This is a genomic window from Acinetobacter pittii ANC 4050 (assembly GCF_000399685.1).
GTDB lineage: Bacteria > Pseudomonadota > Gammaproteobacteria > Pseudomonadales > Moraxellaceae > Acinetobacter > Acinetobacter pittii_E.
On record NZ_KB976987.1, the window covers coordinates 663,406 to 684,724 of the forward strand.

The window sequence follows — 21,319 nt, forward strand, 5'->3', positions numbered from 1 at the left end:
ACACTATGAAATTGGTAATGATTGGTCATGGTATGGTGGGCCACAAATTCATCGAAGCCATTTTAGAAAAAGCAGATGATGAACTGGAAATCACGATTCTCGCGGAAGAGCCTCGTATCGCGTATGACCGCGTACATTTGACAGAATATTTTTCGGGGAAATCGGCAAAAGATTTATCTTTAGCTCGTTTTGACTTTGCCGATGCACATGGCATTGACTTGCGTTTAAACACTAAAGCAACGGCAATTGATACAGCAGCGCAAACAGTTACAACCAACCATGGCGATGTGATTAGCTATGACAAATTGGTGTTGGCAACGGGTTCTTATGCATTTGTTCCACCAATTCCGGGTAATGACCGTGAAAACTGTTTTGTTTATCGTACGATTGAAGACTTAGATGCGATTCGTGCAGCAAGTCTTAATGCAAAAACAGGTGTAGTCATTGGTGGTGGTTTACTGGGTCTTGAGGCAGCTAAAGCGTTGCGTGATTTAGATCTAGAAACCCATGTTGTTGAGTTTGCGCCACGTTTAATGGCAGTTCAAATTGATGACTTGGGCGGTAAAGTTTTACGCCGCAAAATCGAAGATCTTGGTGTAAAAGTTCATACACAAAAAGCGACTCAATCTATTGAATCGGGCAACAGCACTACGCATGTAATGAAATTTGCAGATGGTAGTGAGCTTGAAGCAGATGTCATTTTATTCTCTGCGGGGATCCGTCCACGTGATGAGCTTGCACGCAACAGTGGACTCGCGATTGGTGAGCGTGGCGGTATCGTCATTAATGATTACTGCCAAACCTCAGATACCAATGTTTATGCCATTGGTGAATGTGCACTTTGGCAAAACAAAATTTATGGTTTGGTTGCTCCGGGCTATGACATGGCACGTATTGCAGCAAAACACATTTTAGATGAAGAGTGTCATTGCTTCGCTGGCGCAGACATGAGCACTAAGTTGAAGTTGATGGGTGTGGACGTTGCCTCTGTAGGTGATGCGCATGCTATGACGCCGGGTGCATTAAGCTATTTCTATGCAGATGAGCATGCACTGGTTTATAAAAAGATTGTTGTAAATGCAGATAAAACCAAATTGCTTGGTGCAGTTTTGGTGGGTGATGCCAAAGAATACAACGACCTTTTACAAATGATGTTAAACGGTCTGGCTTTACCGGAAGTTCCTGAAAGCTTGATTATGCCGGGCTTTGAGCAATCAGCAGGTAAGTCGGGTGGCAGCGGTGTAGATTTGCTACCTGACAGCGCAACGATTTGTTCATGTAATAACGTCTCAAAAGCGGATATCTGCCAAGCAATTAGCGATGGTTCGACCTCTTTAGGTGCATTAAAGAAATGCACCAAGGCAGCAACAGCATGTGGTGGTTGTGCGCCATTAGTGACTCAAGTATTGAAATCTGAGTTACAACGTCAAGGTGTGACTGTAAATAACCATATTTGCGAACACTTCCCGTACTCGCGCCAAGAGTTGTATCACTTGGTTCGTGTTAATGAAATCAAAACTTTCGATGATTTGATTCATCAACATGGTCATGGCTTAGGGTGTGACATTTGTAAACCAGCTGCGGCAAACATTTTGGCCTCTTGCTGGAATGATTTCGTACTTGAGCCAAGTCATGCAGGCTTACAAGACAGTAACGACTATTACTTGGGTAACATCCAAAAAGATGGTTCTTACTCGGTTGTGCCGCGTATGGCAGGCGGTGAAGTGACTCCAGATGGTTTAATTGCCATTGGTCAAATCGCGAAAAAATATAACCTGTACACCAAAATTACTGGCGGTCAACGTGTTGACATGTTCGGTGCGCAAGTTCACGAGCTTCCATTCATTTGGGAAGAGCTAAATGCTGCTGGTTTCGAGTCTGGTCATGCTTACGGTAAATCATTGCGTACCGTGAAATCATGTGTGGGAAGTACTTGGTGCCGTTATGGTGTAGACAACTCGGTTGGTTTAGCAATCGAACTTGAAAACCGCTACAAAGGTTTACGTTCACCACATAAATTAAAAATGGCTGTGTCTGGATGTACACGTGAATGTGCGGAAGCACAAGGTAAAGACGTCGGTATTATCGCGACCGAAAAAGGTTGGAACCTTTATGTATGTGGTAACGGTGGTATGAAACCACGTCATGCAGAACTACTTGCCTCTGACCTCGATAAAGCAACGCTCATCCGTTACATCGACCGTTTCTATATGTTCTATATCCAAACTGCAGACCGTTTACAACGTACCAGCGTATGGCGCGACAACATGGAAGGTGGCTTAGATTACCTTAAATCTGTGGTTGTTGATGATTCTCTTGGTTTAGCTGCTGAGCTTGAGCGTCGTATGGAACACATTATCGGCACATATCAAGACGAATGGCGTACTGCGGTAGAAAATCCTGAAGTACGTAAACGCTTCCAGACCTATATTAATGCAGATGTAAGTGAACAGGCCGATCCACACATTCAATTTACGACTGAACGTGGTCAGATCCGTCCATTAACTGATGCTGAACGTTCAGAAGACCGCATTCCAATGGTTGAAGCATAACAAGGAGAATCTCTATGAATATTGTACAAGACAAAAATATGCTTCCTGATGATCAATGGATTGATGTATGTGCGCTCGATGATGTAACTCCCAATACTGGTGCAGGTGCGCTAGTGGGTGGTCAAGCAGTTGCAATCTTCCGTGTGGGGCATGAAAAACGTGTTTACGTGTTAAGCAATAAAGATCCATTTAGCCAAGCCAACGTCATGAGCCGCGGCATTATTGGCGATTTACAAGGTGAGCGGGTCATTGCATCGCCAATCTATAAACAACACTTTAGTTTGGCAACGGGGCGCTGTTTAGAAGATAAAGACCAAAAACTCTCAGTTTATCCGAGCAAAATTGTTGATGGTCGTGTTTTGATCAACCCTGTACCGCAAAAAACTTATATTACTAATACCGGTGTGTCTCAAGACAAACTTAAACTGGTATTGATTGGTAATGGTTTAGCAGGAATGCGTTGCCTAGAAGATTTACTGGATATGGCACCAGACCGTTATGAAGTCACGGTGATTGGTGAAGAACCATGGGGAAACTATAACCGCATTATGCTGTCTCCGGTTTTATCAGGCGAAAAAACCATTGAAGACATCATGCTGCACCCACCAAAGTGGTATGACGATAAAGGCATCAAATTTATTGCAGGTGATAAGGCTGTAAAAATTGATCGTCCACGTAAAGTGGTTTACACCGAAAAAGGACAAACTGTTGATTATGACCGTTTGATCTTGGCGACAGGTTCGGCTCCGTTTATTCCGCCAGTTCAAGGTGTCGACTTAAAGGGCGTGTTAACTTTCCGCGATATTTATGACGTTAACACCATGATTGAATACTGCGATTCAAAAACCAATGCAGTCGTGATTGGCGGTGGTTTACTGGGTTTAGAAGCAGCGTACGGTTTAAAACAACGCGGTATGAATGTGACTGTGCTGCATTTAATGGACCGCATTATGGAGCGTCAACTTGACAGCCGCGCGAGTCAGTTACTGCGTCATAGTATTGATCAAAAAGGTATTAACATTATTACCGAAGCGAATACTGAAGCGTTAATTGGTGATGAAGACGGTCATGTGAAGCAAATCCGTTTGAAAGATGGTACGGTTTTAGAAGCCGATCTTGTGGTATTTGCGGTGGGTATTCGACCAAATATTAGCTTGGCGCAAAGTGCCGGTTTACGTTGTAACCGCGGTGTGTTGGTCAATGACACCATGCAAACGTTTGACCCAAGTATTTATGCAGTGGGTGAGTGTATTGAACACCGTGGACAAACTTTTGGTTTGGTTGAACCATTATGGGGCCAAGCATTTATCTGCGCGACACATTTAGCAGAGCACGGCAGCTTAACTTTTAAAGCACCGACCGTACCGACTCAGTTAAAAGTAAGTGGGGTCGATGTATTCTCGGCGGGTAACTTTGAGCCAAAAGATGATTATGAAGACATTATTTTGAATGATGAAAAACGTCACATCTACAAACGCATTATTATTCAAGGTGATAGAGTGATTGGCGCAGTTTTATTTGGCGATACTGAAGATGGCATGTGGTATGCAGAGTTAATTGCAGATCAAACCCCAGTCTCATCATTTAGAAATAAACTGCTATTTGGTCGAGATTTTGCATTAAAAAATGCAGGCTAAATAGGGAAAGGAGCAGTTATGAATAGTATTCCAAGCGTTGAAATCGATAGCTCCGACCATGTTGCAACAACTATAACCAAAACAACATGTCCATATTGTGGGGTGGGTTGCGGTGTCAGTGTACACGTCCAGCAAAAACCTCAAGGACCTCTGGTACAAGTTGAGGGGGATGCTGAGCATCCTTCCAACTTTGGACGCTTATGTATTAAAGGTAGCCGCTTGGCGGATACTTTGGGGTTAGAAACACGTGTTTTACAACCGATGATGGGACGAAAAGCCGATCGGGTAGTAACGACATGGGATGCGGCAATCAATAAGATTGCCGATAAATTCCAATCTTGTATCGACCAATATGGCCGCGACAGTATTGCATTTTATGTTTCAGGTCAGCTTTTGACTGAAGATTATTATGTAGTAAATAAGTTTGTAAAAGGCTATTTGGGCACGGCAAATATCGATACCAACTCGCGCCTTTGCATGTCATCTGCGGTTGCTGGGCATAAACGCAGCTTTGGTGAAGATATTGTCCCTGCAAGCTATGAAGATTTTGAACATACCGACATGGTGGTTTTAGTCGGTTCTAATACCGCATGGTGTCATCCTGTACTTTATCAGCGGATCATGCAGGCTAAGAGCCAAAATCCGGATATGTTTGTGGTCGTGATTGACCCACGTTTTACCAGTACTTGTGAACAAGCGGATTTACATTTACCGATTTTGCCCGGTCAAGATGTCGCATTGTTTAATGGCTTATTTCAATATTTATATGGAAGTGGTCATGCTGATCAGGACTTTGTAGATGCTTATACCGAAGGTCTGCAAGATGTTTTGGCAAGTAGTCAGCCAGAAACTGATATCGAATATGTGGCAAAACGTAGTGGTATTTCTTTAGACAAATTGCAGTATTTCTTTGAGAAATTCGCTCAAACTGAAAAAGTCATTACCTTATTTTCAATGGGTGTGAATCAATCAAGTCAGGGTGTAAATAAAGCCAACAGTATTATTAACTGTCATTTATTGACTGGAAAAATTGGTAAGCTCGGTGCTGCGCCATTTTCAATGACAGGTCAGCCCAATGCGATGGGTGGCCGTGAAGTCGGTGGCTTAGCCAATATGTTGGCTGCGCACATGGACTTAGATAATCCACTACATCAAAAAGTTGTTCAAACTTTCTGGGACAGTCCATTCATTGCAAATCAAGCTGGCTTAAAAGCAGTTGATTTATTCCGTGCTGTTGAAGCTGGAAAAATTAAAGCGATTTGGATTATGGCAACCAATCCAGTCGTGAGTCTGCCAGATGCCGATCAAGTCAAACGTGCATTAGAGAAATGTGAGTTAGTTATCGTGTCAGATATCTGTGCAGATACCGATACTACGGCTTATGCCGATGTTTTGCTTCCAGCTTTAGGTTGGGGTGAGAAAGATGGAACTGTGACGAACTCTGAGCGTCGTATTTCACGTCAACGTGCTTTTTTACCTGCGCCAGGTGAAGCAAATGCGGATTGGTGGTCTGTTAGCCAAGTCGCGAAAAAATTAGGCTTTAAAGGTTTTGATTTCGCGAGTGCAAGTGACATCTTTAATGAGCATGCAGCGTTATCTGCACAAGATAATGCAGACATAGATACTCGTGAACAAAGTAATAATTTTCGTTATTTCAACTTAAAAGGGTTAATGAATCTGAGTGCTGCTGAGTACGATGCGCTGCAACCCATTCAATGGCCAGTCTGGAGTAAAAACCAAGATGCTAATGCTGTTCAACAACTATTTGGCAAGGGTCAGTTTAGTCATAAAAATGCCAAGGCGAAATTGATTCCGACCGTTGCAATTGACCCAGTTCATGCGGTTTCAGAAGACTATCCACTTATTTTAAACACTGGACGTATTCGAGACCAATGGCACACCATGACGCGTACAGGTTTGTCAGCAAATTTGACCAGTCACCGTGCCGAACCATTTTGTGAGATTCATCCGAGTGATGCCTTGAAGTTTGGTGTACGTGATCAAGGCTTGGTCGAAGTCCGTTCAAAATGGGGCAGTTGTGTACTACGTGTAACATTCTGGTCGGGAGTACGTCGTGGCCAAATTTTTGCCCCAATTCACTGGACTGAACAAGTTGCTTCCGATGCCCGTATTGGTAAAGTCGTTAACCCCGAAGTCGATGCTATTTCAGGCGAGCCTGAGTTCAAACATACACCTGTCACGATTCAACCGTTTTATACCACATGGCAAGGTGTACTTTATGTGCGTGAAGGATACGATTCACATATTCAAGAATCGCTACATCACTGTGCATGGTGGACCAAGGTCAAAATGGTTAAAACTAATCGTTACGAACTTGCAGACCGTCAAACTTTTCATGACACTCAAAAGAACCTAAAAAGCTTTTTGCCCTTTGCGGATGAAACTTTTGAATGGTTGAGTATCGAAGATATTTCTTCACAACTCAGTCATAGTATCATTTTGAAAGACGGTGTGGTGATCGCAAGCTTATATATCGCCCCACCAGATTTATTGCCGGATCGTGATTGGGTCGCAAGTCTGTTTAAACGTGAACGTTTAAGTGCGTTACACCGAAAAGCGTTATTAGCTGGCATGCCAATGTCTGCTATAAATAATGATGGGCCTTTAGTCTGTAGTTGTTTTAAAGTAGGTAAGAACAAAATTATAGATGCAATCAAAACTCAAAATATTACTCATGAAAAACAAGTGACAGCTTGTTTAAAAGCAGGTGGTAACTGTGGTTCATGTTTACCTGAAATCCGTGGCTTGATTAAAGCTTGCCAACAGGAGGTGGAAGTGTGAATAAGGGGTATCCCGTAACTGATTTGGTCATTCTGGCGGGTGGACAAGCCCGCCGTATGAATGGTTTAAATAAATTGTTGCAGCAATTTGATGGTGAAACTCAACTGATTAAAATTCATCAGAAATTAAGGTCATCAGTGTCTGAAATTTGGGTCAATAGTCATCGTGATTATTCAATTTATCAAAGTATTGTGCCGGACATTCAATGTTATCAAGACGATGCAGCAGGTTTTTTCGGGCCACTCATGGGAATGAAAAGTGCATGGTCAAATGTAAGGGCAGACTATGTTTTATTTATCCCTTGTGATGTGACCTATATACCTACGCAAGTCGTTGCCAAATTACACGGTGCACTTCGGAAAAATAAGCAGGCTCAGGCAGCTTATGTTTCAATTAATGGAGATGCCTTATACCCATTTTGCTTATTAAAACGTGAAAGTCTAAATACCATAACAGAGCAAATTGAAAAGCAGCGGTTAAGTTTGAAAGAGTGCTTTAAGCTTTTACATGCTCAAGTGGCTATATTTCAAAAACAGAATCTTTTTTTTCATAGCATCAACTCATTGGATGAGCTTCAGCAATATAAACAAATCAAAGCATTTAAAGAAATTTTTACAGCAAATTAACTTCGTATATGAGTGATTTAAAACTTACATTGGTCGAGTGAAACACGTTTTTAATCTTTGTACTGTTGACTATTTATTGTTTAGGTTCTATTTTGGAACTCAATATTTGTTCCTATCAAATGTATAAAAATAAAGGGAGTCGAAGCATGATTGAAGCGCTGAAGCAAAATAAAACAGATGTGACCGCATGTATTTTGTGTTCTAGAAACTGCGGTTTAAGCGTAGAAATTAAAGATAATCAGTTTGTTAAAATTAAAGGTGATCCCGAACATCCATTTTCTCAAGGCTACATTTGCCAAAAAGCTGCTAGGTTACAGCACTACCAGCAACACGCAGATCGTTTGACCGCACCTTTAAAATGCCAGCCAGATGGCTCATTTCAAGAAGTGAGTTGGGATGTTGCTATACAAGAAATTGCTGATCGATTAGTGCAGATTAGAGATGATTTTGGTGGAACTGCTTTTGCTTCGGTTGGGGGCGGCGGTCAAGGCAACCATCTGGGTGCCGCGTATGGTCGCCAACTTTTGCTGGCCATGAAAAGTTATTATGCTTATAACTCTCTTGCTCAAGAAAAAACAGGTGATTTCTGGCTCAATGGGCGGTTATTCGGTAGTCAGGCTTGCCATACCACAGAAGATGTTGAGTATGCCGACTATGTTCTTTTTATTGGGACAAATCCTTTTCAGGCACACGGTATTCCTAACGCACGCGACACGCTAAAACATATTAAAAAAGATCCAAACCGAACCATGGTGGTATTTGATCCACGTGTTACCGAAACGGCAAAACAAGCAGATATCCACGTGCAGCTAAAACCGGGAACAGATGCTTTTTTAATGTCGGCTATGATTGCGATTATTATTAAAGAAAAACTTTATGATGCAGCGTTTATTGAGCAGCATACTTTAGGCTTTCAAGAGGTGAAAGCAGCCTTTAGCAGAGTGCCGATTGAAGACTATATTGCCAAAGCTGATGTACCAGTCGATTTGATTTATCAAGTGGTTCGAGATTTTGCTAAGGCAAAAAGAGGGTGTGTACGGATTGATTTAGGTATTCAACATACTTTAAATACGACATTAAATGGCTATTTAGAAAAGCTTTTATATTTATTAACAGGGAATTTTGGAAAACAAGGTACTAATAATTTGCATACCATGTTTATTCCAATCTTAAGCGATACGGATGAAAGAAAGCCAAAATATCGACGTAGCGTTTACCATAAAATGTTCCCAATATCAGGGTTTTTTCCACCTAACATTTTACCCGATGAAATCTTGAAAGCAGGGGAAAAGCGAATTCGCGCAGTTTTTGTAGATAGCTGTAACCCGTTATTAACTTATCCCGATACACCTGCTTTTGAGGAAGCATTTAAAGCATTAGATTTGTTGGTTGTGGTCGATGTGGCCATGACAGAAACTGCTAGACTCGCTGACTATATTTTGCCTGCACACACTCAGTTTGAGAAATGGGAATTTACGGGCTTTAATCTTGAGTTTCCTAAGAATGGCTTTCACCTAAGACATCCAGTATTGACCGCTCAAGCGAATACTTTGCCAGAGGCAGAAATTTATACACGATTACTTGAAGCCATGCAGGTGATTCCAAAACGCTTTCCGATTTTAGAAAAAATTGCTGCGGTTGACTCGAAAAAAACAGCCTATTTACCTTATCTATCTGCTTTAGGTTTAACTTTTGCCCGACATAAAAAATATATCCCTTTTGCCGCTTCAATTCTCTATCGCACTTTAGGAAAACAGTTAGAAAAATCAGCTGGTTCAGTTGCTTTTTTACTGCCACTGTCAATTCAATATGCTGTGTTACACACCAAAGCGGTACGCCGTGCAGGTTACAACGGTAATCCTTTAACTTTAGGGGTCCGTTTATTCGAGCAAATTTTAAAGCAACGTTCAGGTGTGGTGTTGTCACAACATGAATATGATGAAGTCTGGAAACTAGTGGCTTATAAAGATAAGAAAATACGTCTTGCTATCCCAGAGATGTTAAACGAGCTTGCAAATTTAAAAAATCATCAGGTTAATGTAGAAGAATTTCCCTTCATACTTTTATCGGGTGAGCGACGTAGCTATAACGCCAATCAAATTTACCGTGATCCAGCTTGGCGAAAAGTAGATGCTGAAGGGGCTTTACGCATTCATCCTGAAGATGCAAAACAACTAAATGTAGATGCAGGCGGTCAGCTTAAATGTATTTCTCAACATGGAGAAATTCAAGTTACTGTAGATTTTGATGAAGGAATGCGAAAAGGAGTTGTTTCGCTTCCGCATGGTTACGGTATGCGCTTTCAAGGTGGAGAGCCAATTGGACCACAATTAAACAGACTAATTTCCGCTGAACATTGTGATCCATTATCTAAAACGCCGTACCATAAATATGTACCCATCCGTTTAGAAAAGTGCTAGAAATAAAGTAGGGCAATATAACAAGTTGAGGCCGCGCTGATTGTGTAAGACTTTTTAAATCTGAGCTAAAACAGTAGGCCAATATTTTAATTAAAACCCGAAGAGTTATGGATGATAAATAGAATTGGAACAAATTTTGCATAAATACCAGAGCACTATAGAGGCGCAATTTTCTACTTTAATTGCCCAGAAAAGGTGCCAGCAATATTTGAACTGTTCTCGACATGAGTGCAAAAGATGAAACAATATCACTCTGAAAATACGCCATCTGTTCTGCAAGACCAATATGGCCGTATCAAGCGAAAGTTACGAATTTCAGTAACCGATCGCTGTAATTTTAAGTGTGTATATTGCATGCCGGAACATCCTGAATGGCTGAATAAACAAGATTTGCTTAGTTTTGAGGCGCTTTTTCAGTTTTGCAGTTTTATGGTGCAACATGGTGTTGAAAGCATCCGTATTACGGGTGGAGAGCCATTAATGCGTCAAGGCATTGTGCATTTCGTTCGCGATTTACAAGCTTTAAAAGTATTAGGCTTAAAACGCATTTCAATGACCACCAACGGACATTATCTGGCTAAATACGCTCAGCAGTTAAAAGATGCTGGTTTAGATGACTTAAATATTAGTTTAGATAGTCTTGATTCGATTCAATTTAAAGAACTCACCAAGAAAAAATTAGAACCAGTTCTTGAAGGTATTCAAGCTGCAAAAGATGCAGGTCTACCTTTTAAAATTAACTGTGTATTAATGAAAAATAAAAATGACGATCAAATCTTACCTATGGTGAGATGGTCGATTGCCAATCATATTCCACTACGTTTTATTGAATTCATGCCTCTTGATGGTGATGCACTCTGGTCAAATAAAGATGTGGTGAGTGAAGCTGAAATTTTACAGGCGTTGCAACCGCATTATTCAGTACAAGTCATCGAGCAGCAGCACGAACCAGCGCGCCAATATTTGCTTAACAATAGCTACGCTCTAGGCATCATTTCTACCATTACTCATTCATTTTGCCACCAATGTGACCGCATACGACTAACCGCACAAGGCGAGTTGTACAACTGTCTCTTTGCTCAACAGGGTTTAAATATTAAGCCACAGCTTCAAGCGCTATTACGCGCACAGAACTCAACCGATCATCTGCTGCATAGCCAGCAGTTAAAAGAGAAAGTTCTGCCGTATATCTGGCATAAAGCCAAAGGCTTTCATGCCTTACAACATCAACAAACCCGTAAAATCAGCATGCATATGCTTGGGGGATAAATGCAGCAATCTATCCAAATTAAAATCGAATCATTCGGTGCAATTGAAAAATTGCTTCCCCAAAATCTTTCGATCGTTTGTCCTACCAATATTTTAGTGAAAGATGTCTTAGATCAAATTGTGACTTTACATCCGGAATGCACACAGGCCATGGAAAAATGTGCATGTGCGGTAGAGGATAACGTTATAACCAGACAATCTGCCTTAAGTGAGCCGTGTACTTTGGTTTTATTATCACCAGTTGCAGGAGGGTAAGTCATGCGAGATTTTGCACGTATACAAGAGCAGGCTTTAAGCCTAGATACTTTTGATCCGATTCAGTCTTTTCCTGAATGTGGTGGTATCGATATTTTTATGGGTACGGTTCGTAATCATCATGAAGGTAAAGCTGTTAAAGCACTGAAATATACCTCGTATAAACCGCTTTCTGAAAAAATGATACGTGAAATTGAACTGGAAATTGAGAAAAAGTATCAGGTATCTTATGTGCGAGTGATTCATCGGATTGGATATTTAGATGTTGGCGAAACAGCCATTATTGCAATTGCTTATGCAGCCCATCGCCGTGAAGCTTTTCAAGCATGTGAGGAAGCAGTTGAGCGAGTAAAGCATGAAGTACCTGTATTTAAAGAAGAGTTCTTTACAGATGGTACAAGTCACTATGTAGAAGGCTGCTGTATTCGTAAGGATGCACCGCAAGAACATAAACATCACCATCATGCCGGCCATGAACACTCACACTGAAATAAGCAAGACTAGGATAAATAATGAAAAACGTAGGAATGAAGCCGGAAAGTTATCGTGTTGCTGAAGCACAAGCAATTTTATATGCACCACCGCACTGTATTGAATTATTAAGACAAGGAAATACTGAAAAAGGGGATGCATTAAAAACTGCTCGTGTTGCAGGAATCTTGGCAGCAAAACGAACTGATGAGCTAATTCCTTTGTGTCATCCACTGCCGATTTATCGTGCAGATGTTGAATATGAATTAGAACATGATTTTGTAAAGATTATTGCTGTGGTCGAAACCATTGGTCCAACTGGTGTAGAAATGGAAGCCTTAACGGCTGCAAGTCTTGCAGGCTTAACCATTTACGACATGTTAAAACCACATTGTGAACCAGAAGAACTCTGGATGGACCAATGTAAATTGCTTAAGAAAAAAGGTGGCAAATCACACTTTAAGCGAGTTCTTCGTCAGCCTGTTTCGGCTGCGGTTATTGTGTTGTCAGACACCGTAGCAGCAGGTAGAAAGCCCGATACTGCCGGGAAATCTGTGGTTGAAACTTTAACCGAGGCAGGATTCGATCCAATTCATTACCAAATTTTGCCAGATGAAGCAGATACTTTAAAAAATTTAGTGCTTAAGTTGAGCAAGTCATATGCTTGCATTATGACCGTTGGTGGTACGGGAATTGGTAAGCGTGATATTACGGTTGATACGCTAGAGCCACTTTTAGAGCGTAAGCTAGATGGTTTAATGGAAGCTGCACGATCTTTTGGGCAAAAACGCACGCCATATGCTGCAATGTCACGTGGAGTAGCCGGTTTTATTGATCGTTCATTGGTGGTGACTTTACCGGGAAGCCGTGGTGGAGCAAGCGAATCAATGGCTGCTATCCTGCCCGCATTAGTTCATATTTTTGATGTTTGCCGTGATTTACCCCATCCGGGAGGCTACGAATAATGTCAGGTTGTGGTACAGAGCGTGGGTTGATTAGCGTAGATGAGGCAATTGAGCTGATGAGTAATCGTCCTAAAAAATTAGGCTCAATTCAGCAAGCACTTCAAAATAGCCTAAGTAGGTATCTTGCTAAAGAAATCTACTCAGAAATTAATTTGCCAAGCTTTTCTCAAAGTGCTGTAGATGGTTACGCGCTTTGTAGCCATGTAGAAGATTTAAATAATCAAAAGTTTCAGGTTACGGGTGAGATTCGTGCTGGAAGCGAAAGTCATGACATTCTGAGTGAAGGTCAAGCAATTCGTATATTTACAGGTGGTAAAATTCCTGAAGGCACAACATATGTTGCGAGGCAAGAAATAGTAGAGGTCGTATCAGCACAAGAAATTTCGTTAACTGAACATATTCGACCTCAAGCTGACATTCGTTTTACAGGCGAAGAAATCCAGAACGGACAGTTACTTGCACAAGTTGGACAGTTTCTAAATATTGGAAGCTTGGCTGCCTTAAGTATGGCTGGTGTACAAACGGTTGAGATTTACCGTGCACCGAAAGTTGCTGTTTTAGTCACTGGTGATGAAGTTGCCGAAAAAGCGGAAGATCTTGCCGAAGGCAAAATCTTTGATGCAAATGGTCCATTGTTAAAAGCTTGGTTTAAAGATTATGGCTTAGATGTTGAAATTATTCATGTGGCAGATGAGGCAGCACAGGTCACACAATATTTCGACCGTTTAAAAGATAGTCATGATGTCATCATAACCACAGGCGGAGTGTCAGTAGGTGATTATGATTTTGTTCGGCCATGCGCTTTTGAAGCGGGTTTTGAACAGATCTTTTGGAAAGTAAAACAAAAGCCGGGTAAGCCACTTTTTTTTGCTGAATATTCTCAACCTGAAAAAGATCACTATTGTTATTTGCTGGGATTGCCTGGTAATCCTGCTGCGGTCTATGTCTCTATGCAGGTTTACGGTAAAGTATTGCTCGACACTTTGCAGGGAAATCAAAATGGGCCAGAGTGGTTTAGTGCAATTTTAGATCATGATTTAAAAGAAGATGCGCGTGAACGTTTTCTACGGATGCATGCTTATTTTGACAATGGACAGCTCAAAGTTAAAAGTTTGGCAAAACAGCAATCGCACATGCTCAGTAATTTAATGCAAGCCAATTGTCTAGTTCGAATTCCGGCAAATGTAAAGTTGGAAGCGGGTTATATATTGAAAGGCGTATTTATTTCAAACTAAGTATAACTAATGATAAATATAACTCACTATACAATTGTGTGAGTTATATTTGTTAAGTAAATTTATATAATAACTTCCTATTTTTTTATAATAAGAATTCTTTTACATAATTGATAAGAAGTTATTTTTATAATGAATCTTGCATAAATCGTGGTAAGTGGTTTAGGGTATAAATAATAGGGCCATTAGGCTAGGAAATATCGAGGAACGCATAAAGATGAAATGGGACGACATCGGTGATCAACCTTGTTCGGTTGCTCGTATGCTATCAGTGATTGGCGATCGATGGACGATGCTAATATTACGTAATGCTTTTATGGGAATACGTCGTTTTGACGATTTTCAAAAGTCATTAGGCGTAACTCGTCATGTCCTTTCGGATCGTTTAAAGCGTTTGGTTGAATATGAAATTTTAGTTAAAGCTCCTTATTTTGACCGTCAGGAACGCTTTGAATATAAATTGACTGATAAAGGTTTTGAGCTTTATCCAATTATCTTATCTATGGCAAATTGGGCAGATAAATGGATGGATCAAGGTTTAGGTAAACCTTTAGAATATCGTCATAAAACTTGTGGTCATAAGTTTGAACCAGTCATGGTATGTTCGGTTTGCCGTGAACCTTTACATGCAAAACAAGTTCAGGTTTCAGCTGGGCCGGGTTATTTTGCATATATGCAGCAAAAACAGAAACAAGCTTAATTTTTCTTATTACCAATCATGAAGACTCTTGTTGAATCGCATCAGCCAGAGTCTTATAGATGTGGTCATGATTTGACTGGGTTACATTAAAGCGGATGAATTGACCAGCATTGGAAGCTTGGCTAAACGCATTTCCTGGTGCAAGAATAACTTGATGGTTAATACAATATTTGGCAATTTCTGAAGCTTCAACTCCCTCTGGCAAATGACACCAAACAAAAATTCCAGCTTGAGGCTTAATCCATGGCTTTATGCCCAAAGGTTCTAGTTTGGTAATTGTCTCGTGCATCGCTTTTGCTAAACGAACCTTTAGTAGTTCTATATGTTTACGGTAAGACCCATCTGTTAATGCACTTAATAAAACTTCAGCCGATACTCCATTGTGAGAAAAACTGGTGGCAATTTTCAGGTCGGTGAGCTGATCAATCCATTCTGGTTTTGCAAGAATATAACCACAGCGAATAGATGCTGATAACGTTTTAGAAAAACTTCCAATAAAGATTACACGTGAAAGATTATCCAAAGCAGCAAGCCGAGGAGCAGGGCTATATTCAAAATCTGAAAAAATATCATCCTCAACAACAATCAAATTTGATTGTTCAATCAACTTTAATAATTGATGCGCCGTAGAAAGAGAAAGTACTGCTCCGGTTGGATTATGAATTCCTGAGTTGGTGATATAAAGACGTGGATTATAAGTTTCAATTGCTTCTTTAAATGCCTCTAAGTCAGGACCTGTTGGTGTGTAGGGAATACCAATCACTTTGACTTGATGAACTTTAAGTAAAGCATGAAAATTGAAATAACAAGGGTCATCAATCAAAACGACATCATCGGGCTTTAGTAAAAATCGGCAAACCAAATCAATCGCTTGGGTGCCTGAGTCTGTTAAAAGTACCTGATTAAGATTTGCGTTTATTCCTTTTGCTTGAGCGCGCCTTGCCAGTAAGTCACGTAGAGCGGGTAATCCTAACGGTGTTGAATAACTCATCAAGCAATCATCTGGGCTTCTTGCAGCTGACCTTAATGCTTTACGAATACTGTCTAATGGCATCCAGTCATCAGGTAGCCAACCGCAGCCGGGCTTAAAAACATCTGCTTTTGCTTCCAAAGATTGACGTGAAATCCATAATGGATCGACTGAGCGATCTAATTTGGGACCTAATTCACTTAAAGCTAAAGGTGCGAGTGGACCAACAATATAAAAACCAGATCCAGTTCTTGATTCGATTTTGCCTAAAGCAATTAATCGTTCATATGCTTCTACAACCGTTGATACAGAAAAGCCAAGATCATTCGCTAATTTACGAACAGAAGGCAAACGCGCTCCAGGCATTAAAGACCGATTTTTTATTTGTTGCTCAATCTCTGAAATAACAATTTCAATTTTTGTTTTGCTCTGATTCACTGACTTAAAATCCCAACTGTACTGGTTAGTCGTACATAACAGTTCTTTTAAATTGTACTGCTTTGTATCTGGTTTAATCACCTTAGCACAGCTTAAATTCTTCGTATAGTGACGGAGAAAATTATGAATAGGTTTATGAATGGCTGGGTAAATGGTTTTATTGGCGTAGCTATTTTTGCGGGTTCATTGCCAGCAACACGTGTAGCTGTAATGGGTTTCGATCCGGGTTTTTTAACCGCAGCACGTGCGGCAATTGCCGGTATTTTAGGCCTTATTCTCATATTAGTTTTAAAACAAAAGAAACCAGCTAAGCAAGATTGGTGGCCTCTTGCCATCGTTGCTTTAGGTGTAGTGATAGGTTTTCCACTATTTACAGCACTTGCCCTACAATACATGAATGCAGCTCATTCAATCGTTTTTGTTAGCCTTTTACCGCTTGCAACAGCAATATTTGCTGTGTTGAGAGGTGGCGAAAAACCGAATCAATTTTTCTGGATATTTGCAGTCTTGGGGAGTGCGGTTGTCTTCGCTTATATGTTTTTCATTTCTGGTGATACATCACTTGGGATGGGTGACTTTTATATGTTGATGGCAATTATTTTTTGTGGCTTTGGCTATGCTGAGGGTGGCGTACTTTCGCGCAAAATAGGTGGGTGGCAGGTCATTTGTTGGGCGCTTATTTTGTCACTACCTTTTATGCTGTTTCTGACTGTTTTTTATATGCCAGCTTCATTTCAGAGCGTGTCTACGTCAGCTTTGGCTGGGCTTATTTATGTGTCTTTGTTTAGTATGCTCATTGGCTTTTTCTTTTGGTACAAAGGGCTTGCTCAAGGAGGAATTGCTGCGATTAGCCAACTACAACTGTTACAGCCTCTAATGGGACTAGGTATTGCCGCTGTCTTGTTACACGAACAGGTAAGTTGGTCAATGTTAGTGGTTACAGCAGCAACTGTTTTATGTGTGGCTGCTGCTAAAAAATTTACCTAACTTTATAAACAATTTGCTGGTTTAGGGATCCCCGCCAAACGACTTAAATGACGGGCAACTAAACCAGTATTAAATTGTTGCTGTAAAACTGCATTATTAATCTCTGGACTGACCGTTTTCATTAAAAATTTAATCAGTGGGCGAGTTGCTGGAGAATGTCCAAACTGTTGATAAAACTGACGTACAGCTGCTAAAACTTCAAAATGCCAATCGGTGAGTTCAAGATCAAGCGATTTGGCAAGTTCTTGTGCAACTTCGGGATTCCAAATTGTGTAATCAACCAAATGACCATCTTGGTCTAATTCTAAATTCATGAAACCAGCCTAAATATATTATTTAAGAGAAATACAACGATTAAACGTCAAAATCAGATCTGTAAATTGATCATAATCTAATACATTAATCTGAGCTAAAGTATCTGTATCAAGTAAGTCTTTTTCGATGCTTAAACATGAAACAGATTCAAATGACCGAATCATTTCAGCAGAAAGCTGTGCAACAGAATCACCCATAAAAACAATTTGGTCACCTGCCTGAAAAAGATGACTTAACTCATCAATAATTTTAGGCGTAGCGTGGTAAGAAGATTGCACAAGATAAAGAGTTGATGGATTCATTAAACTTACACCTTCATCTACCAATATAGAACATGATCAAAAGATTGAATAAATTCAGCATTCAACTGAACAAATTCAATCTCTTGCGCGGTTTTTTGTACAAGAGGATGTTGCTGATTTCTACTTTCAATCAGAATGGGGCTCAAGTCGTAGAACTCAAAACTTTCGACCATATTTGAAGCCACTTTAAAAGCCTGAGTAAACTGATCAAAGCTCAAATCATTTTGCAAAAGACTAAGAGCAGCATCTTTCAATAATACTTTGACTGGTGAGCCAAAGGTTGCTAAAACCATAGTAGCGGAAAGGCTTTCATTGATTTGAAGACTGGTTAAATTGGCTTGGCTTAAAATGACGAGTACAGATTTCACACAATATACCTTTTAAAAGCAACAATCTAAGCAAACAAAGTAACTTAAAATTGAATAAGACGAGATGCTGACTGTACTGCATCAGCAAGTTCACCTAACCCGACAAGTTCAAAGTCTTTGGCAAGGTTGTGATGAGTAAGGTGATGGCGACTGGCATTTTCTGCATCCGTAATACCACGAGCGAGGGCAGCACTCACACAAACAGGAAGACGAATCGCAAGCTTTTGCCATTCATGCGTTAAATTACGCTGGTCGTCAGGAACCCATTGAAAATCATTAGCAACCTGCACGCCATCTTGGTAAAAGAATACACGGAAGTCTTCATTTTTACTTTTGAGTGCCTGAGCAAGTCCTAACGCATGCCAAGCATGAATGGAAGTAGGAGCAGAGGTAATTAGTAGTAATGTACTCATTGAGAATTCACTATGGTCATACGTCTAAATGGGCGTAGATACATTAAGAGAAAGGTAAGTATACAATGATTTTAGTGACAGGTGGTTTAGGCTTTATCGGTTCACACATTGCATTGAGTCTTATGGCTCAAGGGCAAGAAGTGGTAATCGTCGATAATTTGGCTAATTCGACCTTGCAAACGCTTGAACGGCTAGAGTTTATTTCTGGTATGTACGTTCCATTTGTCAAACTTGATGTACGTAATACACCAGCATTGAATAAGGTTTTCGAACAATACTCAATTGATGCGGTTATTCATACTGCCGGGTTTAAATCAATTGAAGAATCTAACCTTAAACCTCTTGAATATTATAATGATAATGTCAGTTGCATCATGAGTTTACTACGTGCCATGCAACGTACAGGTGTTCGTCATTTTATTCACCTGTCTAGCCTTGCAGCTTATGGTAAATCTGGATTGCAATTAAGTGAAACAGAAGAATTTAATTACGCTTATCCTAATCCCTACATCAAGTCTCAACAGATGATTGAAGAAATTATCCGTGATACTTATAAAATTGATCATGAGTGGAAAATTGCAATCTTGCGCTTATCTAATATTGTAGGTGCATTTGAACATGGTGTACTCGGAGAGTATGTTGCTCAGCTCCCTAAAAATATCGTACCGCTTGCAATGCAAGTAGCAGCGATGCAGCGTGATTTGATTGAATTACAAGATCAAGCTGGAACATCAGATCATACGACTGAACGCAGTTTTTTACATGTTTTAGATTTGTGCGAGGCGGTGAGTGCGAGTTTACATTGGCTGCGTGATCAAACACATTGTTGTGAAGCATTTAATATTGCCCATGATCAAGTTCATTCAATTCGTCAATTACTCGATGAAATTTCACAAGTCACTCAAGCTGAGATTCCAACACAAACAGCAATTTATAAGCATGTTGAGTTGGATCAAGTTGGAGCTAATATTGACAAAGCCAAAACATTACTGCAATGGGCACCAAAACGTCCATTAAAACAAATGATTGAAGATGAATGGCGCTTTTATCAAAATACATTAAATGGAAGATAGGATAATGATTCTTATTTACAATAATGGAATGCTTGAGTACGATATTCAAAATTAACTAGCCAGAGCAAACACTTGCTTCAGCCCGTGAGTTCTTTATTGAGATAACCGAGGTTTCTATGCAAACACGAATTGAACATGACACGATGGGTGAGATTGAAGTTCCAAATGAAGCATTGTGGGGAGCACAGACTCAACGCAGCTTACAGAACTTTAAAATTGGGCAAGAACGATTACCTCGTGCCATGATTCGAGCAATGGGTTTGGTCAAAAAGGCTGCTGCAATAACCAATGCTGAACTTGAACAATTACCGCAAGACTTGAGCCAATATATTGTGGGTGCAGCTGAAGAAGTAATTGATGGCAAGTGGGATTCACAGTTTCCTTTAGTTGTCTGGCAAACGGGTTCTGGTACGCAAAGTAATATGAACTGTAATGAAGTGATTGCCAATATTGCGAACCAGAAATTAGGGCAAGCTTTAGGCGCACAAAAACCAGTACATCCAAATGATCATGTTAATCGTGCTCAATCAACAAACGACTCATTTCCAACGGCTATTCATGTAGCAGCAAGTTTGCAAATTAATGAATTACTCATCCCTGCGGTTGAGCAACTTAAAGCGACTTTGCAAAAAAAATCTGATGAGTTCCAAGATATTGTCAAAATTGGCCGTACTCATTTGCAAGATGCCACGCCATTAACTTTAGGCCAAGAGTTTAGTGGCTATGTTTCTCAGCTTGAGCATGGATTGGTTCGATTACAACAGGCTTTAACTGGTTTATATGAATTGCCATTGGGTGGAACTGCTGTAGGGACTGGGTTAAATGCACATCCTGACTATGCAGTAAAAGCAGCAGCACAGCTTGCTCTACTTACAGGTTTGCCATTTGTAACTGCACCTAATAAATTTGAAGCACTAGCAGGGCGTGATGCGGCTGTTTTTGCATCAGGTGCATTAAAAACGTTGGCTGTAAGCTTAAATAAAATTGCGAATGATATTCGATGGTTGGCAAGTGGTCCACGTTGTGGTTTCGGCGAAATCCGTATTCCAGAAAATGAACCTGGTTCAAGCATTATGCCGGGCAAAGTAAATCCGACCCAAAGTGAAGCAATGACCATGGTGGTTGCACAAGTGCTTGGCAATGACACAACCATTAATGTGGCTGGTGCTTCAGGTAACTTTGAGTTAAACGTATTTATGCCTGTAATTGCTTATAACTTATTGCAATCTATTCAATTGCTTGGAGACGCGTGCAATAGCTTTAACGACCACTGTGCAGTAGGAATTGAGCCTAATCGCGATAAGATTGACCACTTCTTACATAACTCTCTCATGTTGGTCACAGCGTTAAATCCAGTAATTGGCTATGAAAATTCTGCAAAAGTTGCAAAGACTGCTTATAAAGAAAATAAAACTTTGAAGCAGGTTGCTGTTGAGCTTGGCTTGGTCACAGCAGAGCAATTTGATGAAGTGGTAAAACCTGAAAAAATGGTTTCGCCAAATAGTAAGTAATCACTAAAAA

Annotated in this window: 19 protein-coding genes; 14 read left to right on the top strand and 5 right to left on the bottom strand. The window is 40.4% G+C overall.

What is annotated here, in order from left to right; all coding sequences use genetic code 11:
* The first annotated feature begins 5 nt into the window (after window positions 1-5).
* The 11 genes from nirB (at window position 6) to F931_RS07085 (ending at window position 14,932) form a co-directional block, all read left to right on the top strand.
* Window positions 6-2,552, top strand: coding sequence for a nitrite reductase large subunit NirB (nirB, locus tag F931_RS07035; RefSeq protein WP_016140700.1), 2,547 nt, complete (start codon window positions 6-8; stop codon window positions 2,550-2,552).
* 14 nt (window positions 2,553-2,566) lie between these two features.
* Window positions 2,567-4,189 (top strand): nitrite reductase small subunit NirD, encoded by a 1,623-nt coding sequence (gene nirD / locus F931_RS07040; protein ID WP_016140701.1) that lies wholly within the window; start codon window positions 2,567-2,569, stop codon window positions 4,187-4,189.
* Window positions 4,190-4,207: 18 nt separating this feature from the next.
* Window positions 4,208-6,991: a nitrate reductase gene (gene nasA / locus F931_RS07045; protein ID WP_016140702.1), complete on the top strand. Its 2,784-nt coding sequence runs from the start codon at window positions 4,208-4,210 to the stop codon at window positions 6,989-6,991.
* A complete protein-coding gene (mobA, locus tag F931_RS07050; protein ID WP_016140703.1) occupies window positions 6,988-7,617 on the top strand; it encodes a molybdenum cofactor guanylyltransferase in 630 nt (209 codons plus the stop codon). The genes nasA and mobA overlap by 4 nt, the downstream gene beginning before the upstream one ends.
* A gap of 146 nt (window positions 7,618-7,763) precedes the next feature.
* The gene (gene fdhA, locus F931_RS07055) at window positions 7,764-10,037 is read left to right on the top strand and encodes a molybdopterin-dependent oxidoreductase (RefSeq protein WP_016140704.1); all 2,274 of its coding nucleotides are present in this window, start codon (window positions 7,764-7,766) and stop codon (window positions 10,035-10,037) included.
* 228 nt (window positions 10,038-10,265) lie between these two features.
* Window positions 10,266-11,306, top strand: a complete 1,041-nt coding sequence (moaA, locus tag F931_RS07060) for a GTP 3',8-cyclase MoaA (RefSeq protein WP_080649441.1) — start codon at window positions 10,266-10,268, stop codon at window positions 11,304-11,306.
* On the top strand, window positions 11,307-11,561 hold the full coding sequence (locus F931_RS07065) for a MoaD/ThiS family protein (protein ID WP_016140706.1): 255 nt from the start codon (window positions 11,307-11,309) through the stop codon (window positions 11,559-11,561).
* Window positions 11,562-11,564: 3 nt separating this feature from the next.
* Window positions 11,565-12,050, top strand: a complete 486-nt coding sequence (moaE, locus tag F931_RS07070) for a molybdenum cofactor biosynthesis protein MoaE (protein WP_016140707.1) — start codon at window positions 11,565-11,567, stop codon at window positions 12,048-12,050.
* Between the two features lie 23 nt (window positions 12,051-12,073).
* Window positions 12,074-12,997 carry a bifunctional molybdenum cofactor biosynthesis protein MoaC/MoaB gene (gene moaCB / locus F931_RS07075; protein WP_016140708.1) on the top strand — a complete coding sequence of 308 codons (924 nt, stop codon included), beginning with the start codon at window positions 12,074-12,076 and terminating at the stop codon, window positions 12,995-12,997.
* Window positions 12,997-14,232: a molybdopterin molybdotransferase MoeA gene (moeA, locus tag F931_RS07080; protein WP_016140709.1), complete on the top strand. Its 1,236-nt coding sequence runs from the start codon at window positions 12,997-12,999 to the stop codon at window positions 14,230-14,232. Before moaCB ends, moeA begins: the two co-directional genes overlap by 1 nt.
* A 217-nt stretch (window positions 14,233-14,449) precedes the next feature.
* Complete coding sequence (locus tag F931_RS07085; protein ID WP_005068860.1) at window positions 14,450-14,932, top strand: winged helix-turn-helix transcriptional regulator; 483 nt, start codon at window positions 14,450-14,452, stop codon at window positions 14,930-14,932.
* Window positions 14,933-14,948: 16 nt separating this feature from the next.
* Here the strand turns inward: F931_RS07085 and F931_RS07090 are convergent, their stop codons facing one another.
* Window positions 14,949-16,340, bottom strand: coding sequence for an aminotransferase-like domain-containing protein (locus F931_RS07090; protein WP_016140710.1), 1,392 nt, complete (start codon window positions 16,338-16,340; stop codon window positions 14,949-14,951).
* Between the two features lie 123 nt (window positions 16,341-16,463).
* On the opposite strand from F931_RS07090, the gene F931_RS07095 reads away from it, so the two are divergent.
* Window positions 16,464-17,327 (top strand): DMT family transporter, encoded by an 864-nt coding sequence (locus tag F931_RS07095; RefSeq protein ID WP_016140711.1) that lies wholly within the window; start codon window positions 16,464-16,466, stop codon window positions 17,325-17,327.
* 2 nt (window positions 17,328-17,329) lie between these two features.
* Here the strand turns inward: F931_RS07095 and tusE are convergent, their stop codons facing one another.
* From tusE to tusD, 4 genes are read right to left on the bottom strand one after another with little or no spacing between them, the layout of a single operon-like run.
* Window positions 17,330-17,641, bottom strand: a complete 312-nt coding sequence (gene tusE, locus F931_RS07100; protein WP_002115694.1) for a TusE/DsrC/DsvC family sulfur relay protein — start codon at window positions 17,639-17,641, stop codon at window positions 17,330-17,332.
* 18 nt (window positions 17,642-17,659) lie between these two features.
* Entirely contained in the window at window positions 17,660-17,944 is a 285-nt protein-coding gene (locus F931_RS07105) for a hypothetical protein (protein WP_016140712.1), read from the bottom strand.
* Between the two features lie 17 nt (window positions 17,945-17,961).
* A complete protein-coding gene (locus F931_RS07110; protein ID WP_016140713.1) occupies window positions 17,962-18,312 on the bottom strand; it encodes a hypothetical protein in 351 nt (116 codons plus the stop codon).
* 44 nt (window positions 18,313-18,356) lie between these two features.
* Window positions 18,357-18,725 (bottom strand): sulfurtransferase complex subunit TusD, encoded by a 369-nt coding sequence (tusD, locus tag F931_RS07115; RefSeq protein WP_002115623.1) that lies wholly within the window; start codon window positions 18,723-18,725, stop codon window positions 18,357-18,359.
* A gap of 65 nt (window positions 18,726-18,790) precedes the next feature.
* Between tusD and galE the strand changes: the two genes are divergently transcribed.
* Together galE and fumC are read left to right on the top strand one after the other, a co-directional pair.
* On the top strand, window positions 18,791-19,798 hold the full coding sequence (gene galE, locus F931_RS07120) for an NAD-dependent epimerase/dehydratase family protein (protein ID WP_016140714.1): 1,008 nt from the start codon (window positions 18,791-18,793) through the stop codon (window positions 19,796-19,798).
* Between the two features lie 116 nt (window positions 19,799-19,914).
* Window positions 19,915-21,309 (top strand): class II fumarate hydratase, encoded by a 1,395-nt coding sequence (gene fumC / locus F931_RS07125; protein ID WP_016140715.1) that lies wholly within the window; start codon window positions 19,915-19,917, stop codon window positions 21,307-21,309.
* The last annotated feature ends 10 nt before the right edge of the window (window positions 21,310-21,319 follow it).

Coding starts and splice junctions, on each gene's coding strand:
- nasA (WP_016140702.1), top strand. CDS start 4,208: ATGAATAGTATTCCAAGCGTTGAAATCGATAGCTCCGACCATGTTGCA.
- tusE (WP_002115694.1), bottom strand. CDS start 17,641: ATGAATTTAGAATTAGACCAAGATGGTCATTTGGTTGATTACACAATT.
- F931_RS07105 (WP_016140712.1), bottom strand. CDS start 17,944: ATGAATCCATCAACTCTTTATCTTGTGCAATCTTCTTACCACGCTACG.
- F931_RS07085 (WP_005068860.1), top strand. CDS start 14,450: ATGAAATGGGACGACATCGGTGATCAACCTTGTTCGGTTGCTCGTATG.
- fdhA (WP_016140704.1), top strand. CDS start 7,764: ATGATTGAAGCGCTGAAGCAAAATAAAACAGATGTGACCGCATGTATT.
- galE (WP_016140714.1), top strand. CDS start 18,791: ATGATTTTAGTGACAGGTGGTTTAGGCTTTATCGGTTCACACATTGCA.
- moaCB (WP_016140708.1), top strand. CDS start 12,074: ATGAAAAACGTAGGAATGAAGCCGGAAAGTTATCGTGTTGCTGAAGCA.
- moeA (WP_016140709.1), top strand. CDS start 12,997: ATGTCAGGTTGTGGTACAGAGCGTGGGTTGATTAGCGTAGATGAGGCA.
- nirD (WP_016140701.1), top strand. CDS start 2,567: ATGAATATTGTACAAGACAAAAATATGCTTCCTGATGATCAATGGATT.
- moaE (WP_016140707.1), top strand. CDS start 11,565: ATGCGAGATTTTGCACGTATACAAGAGCAGGCTTTAAGCCTAGATACT.
- F931_RS07095 (WP_016140711.1), top strand. CDS start 16,464: ATGAATAGGTTTATGAATGGCTGGGTAAATGGTTTTATTGGCGTAGCT.
- F931_RS07065 (WP_016140706.1), top strand. CDS start 11,307: ATGCAGCAATCTATCCAAATTAAAATCGAATCATTCGGTGCAATTGAA.
- fumC (WP_016140715.1), top strand. CDS start 19,915: ATGCAAACACGAATTGAACATGACACGATGGGTGAGATTGAAGTTCCA.
- nirB (WP_016140700.1), top strand. CDS start 6: ATGAAATTGGTAATGATTGGTCATGGTATGGTGGGCCACAAATTCATC.
- tusD (WP_002115623.1), bottom strand. CDS start 18,725: ATGAGTACATTACTACTAATTACCTCTGCTCCTACTTCCATTCATGCT.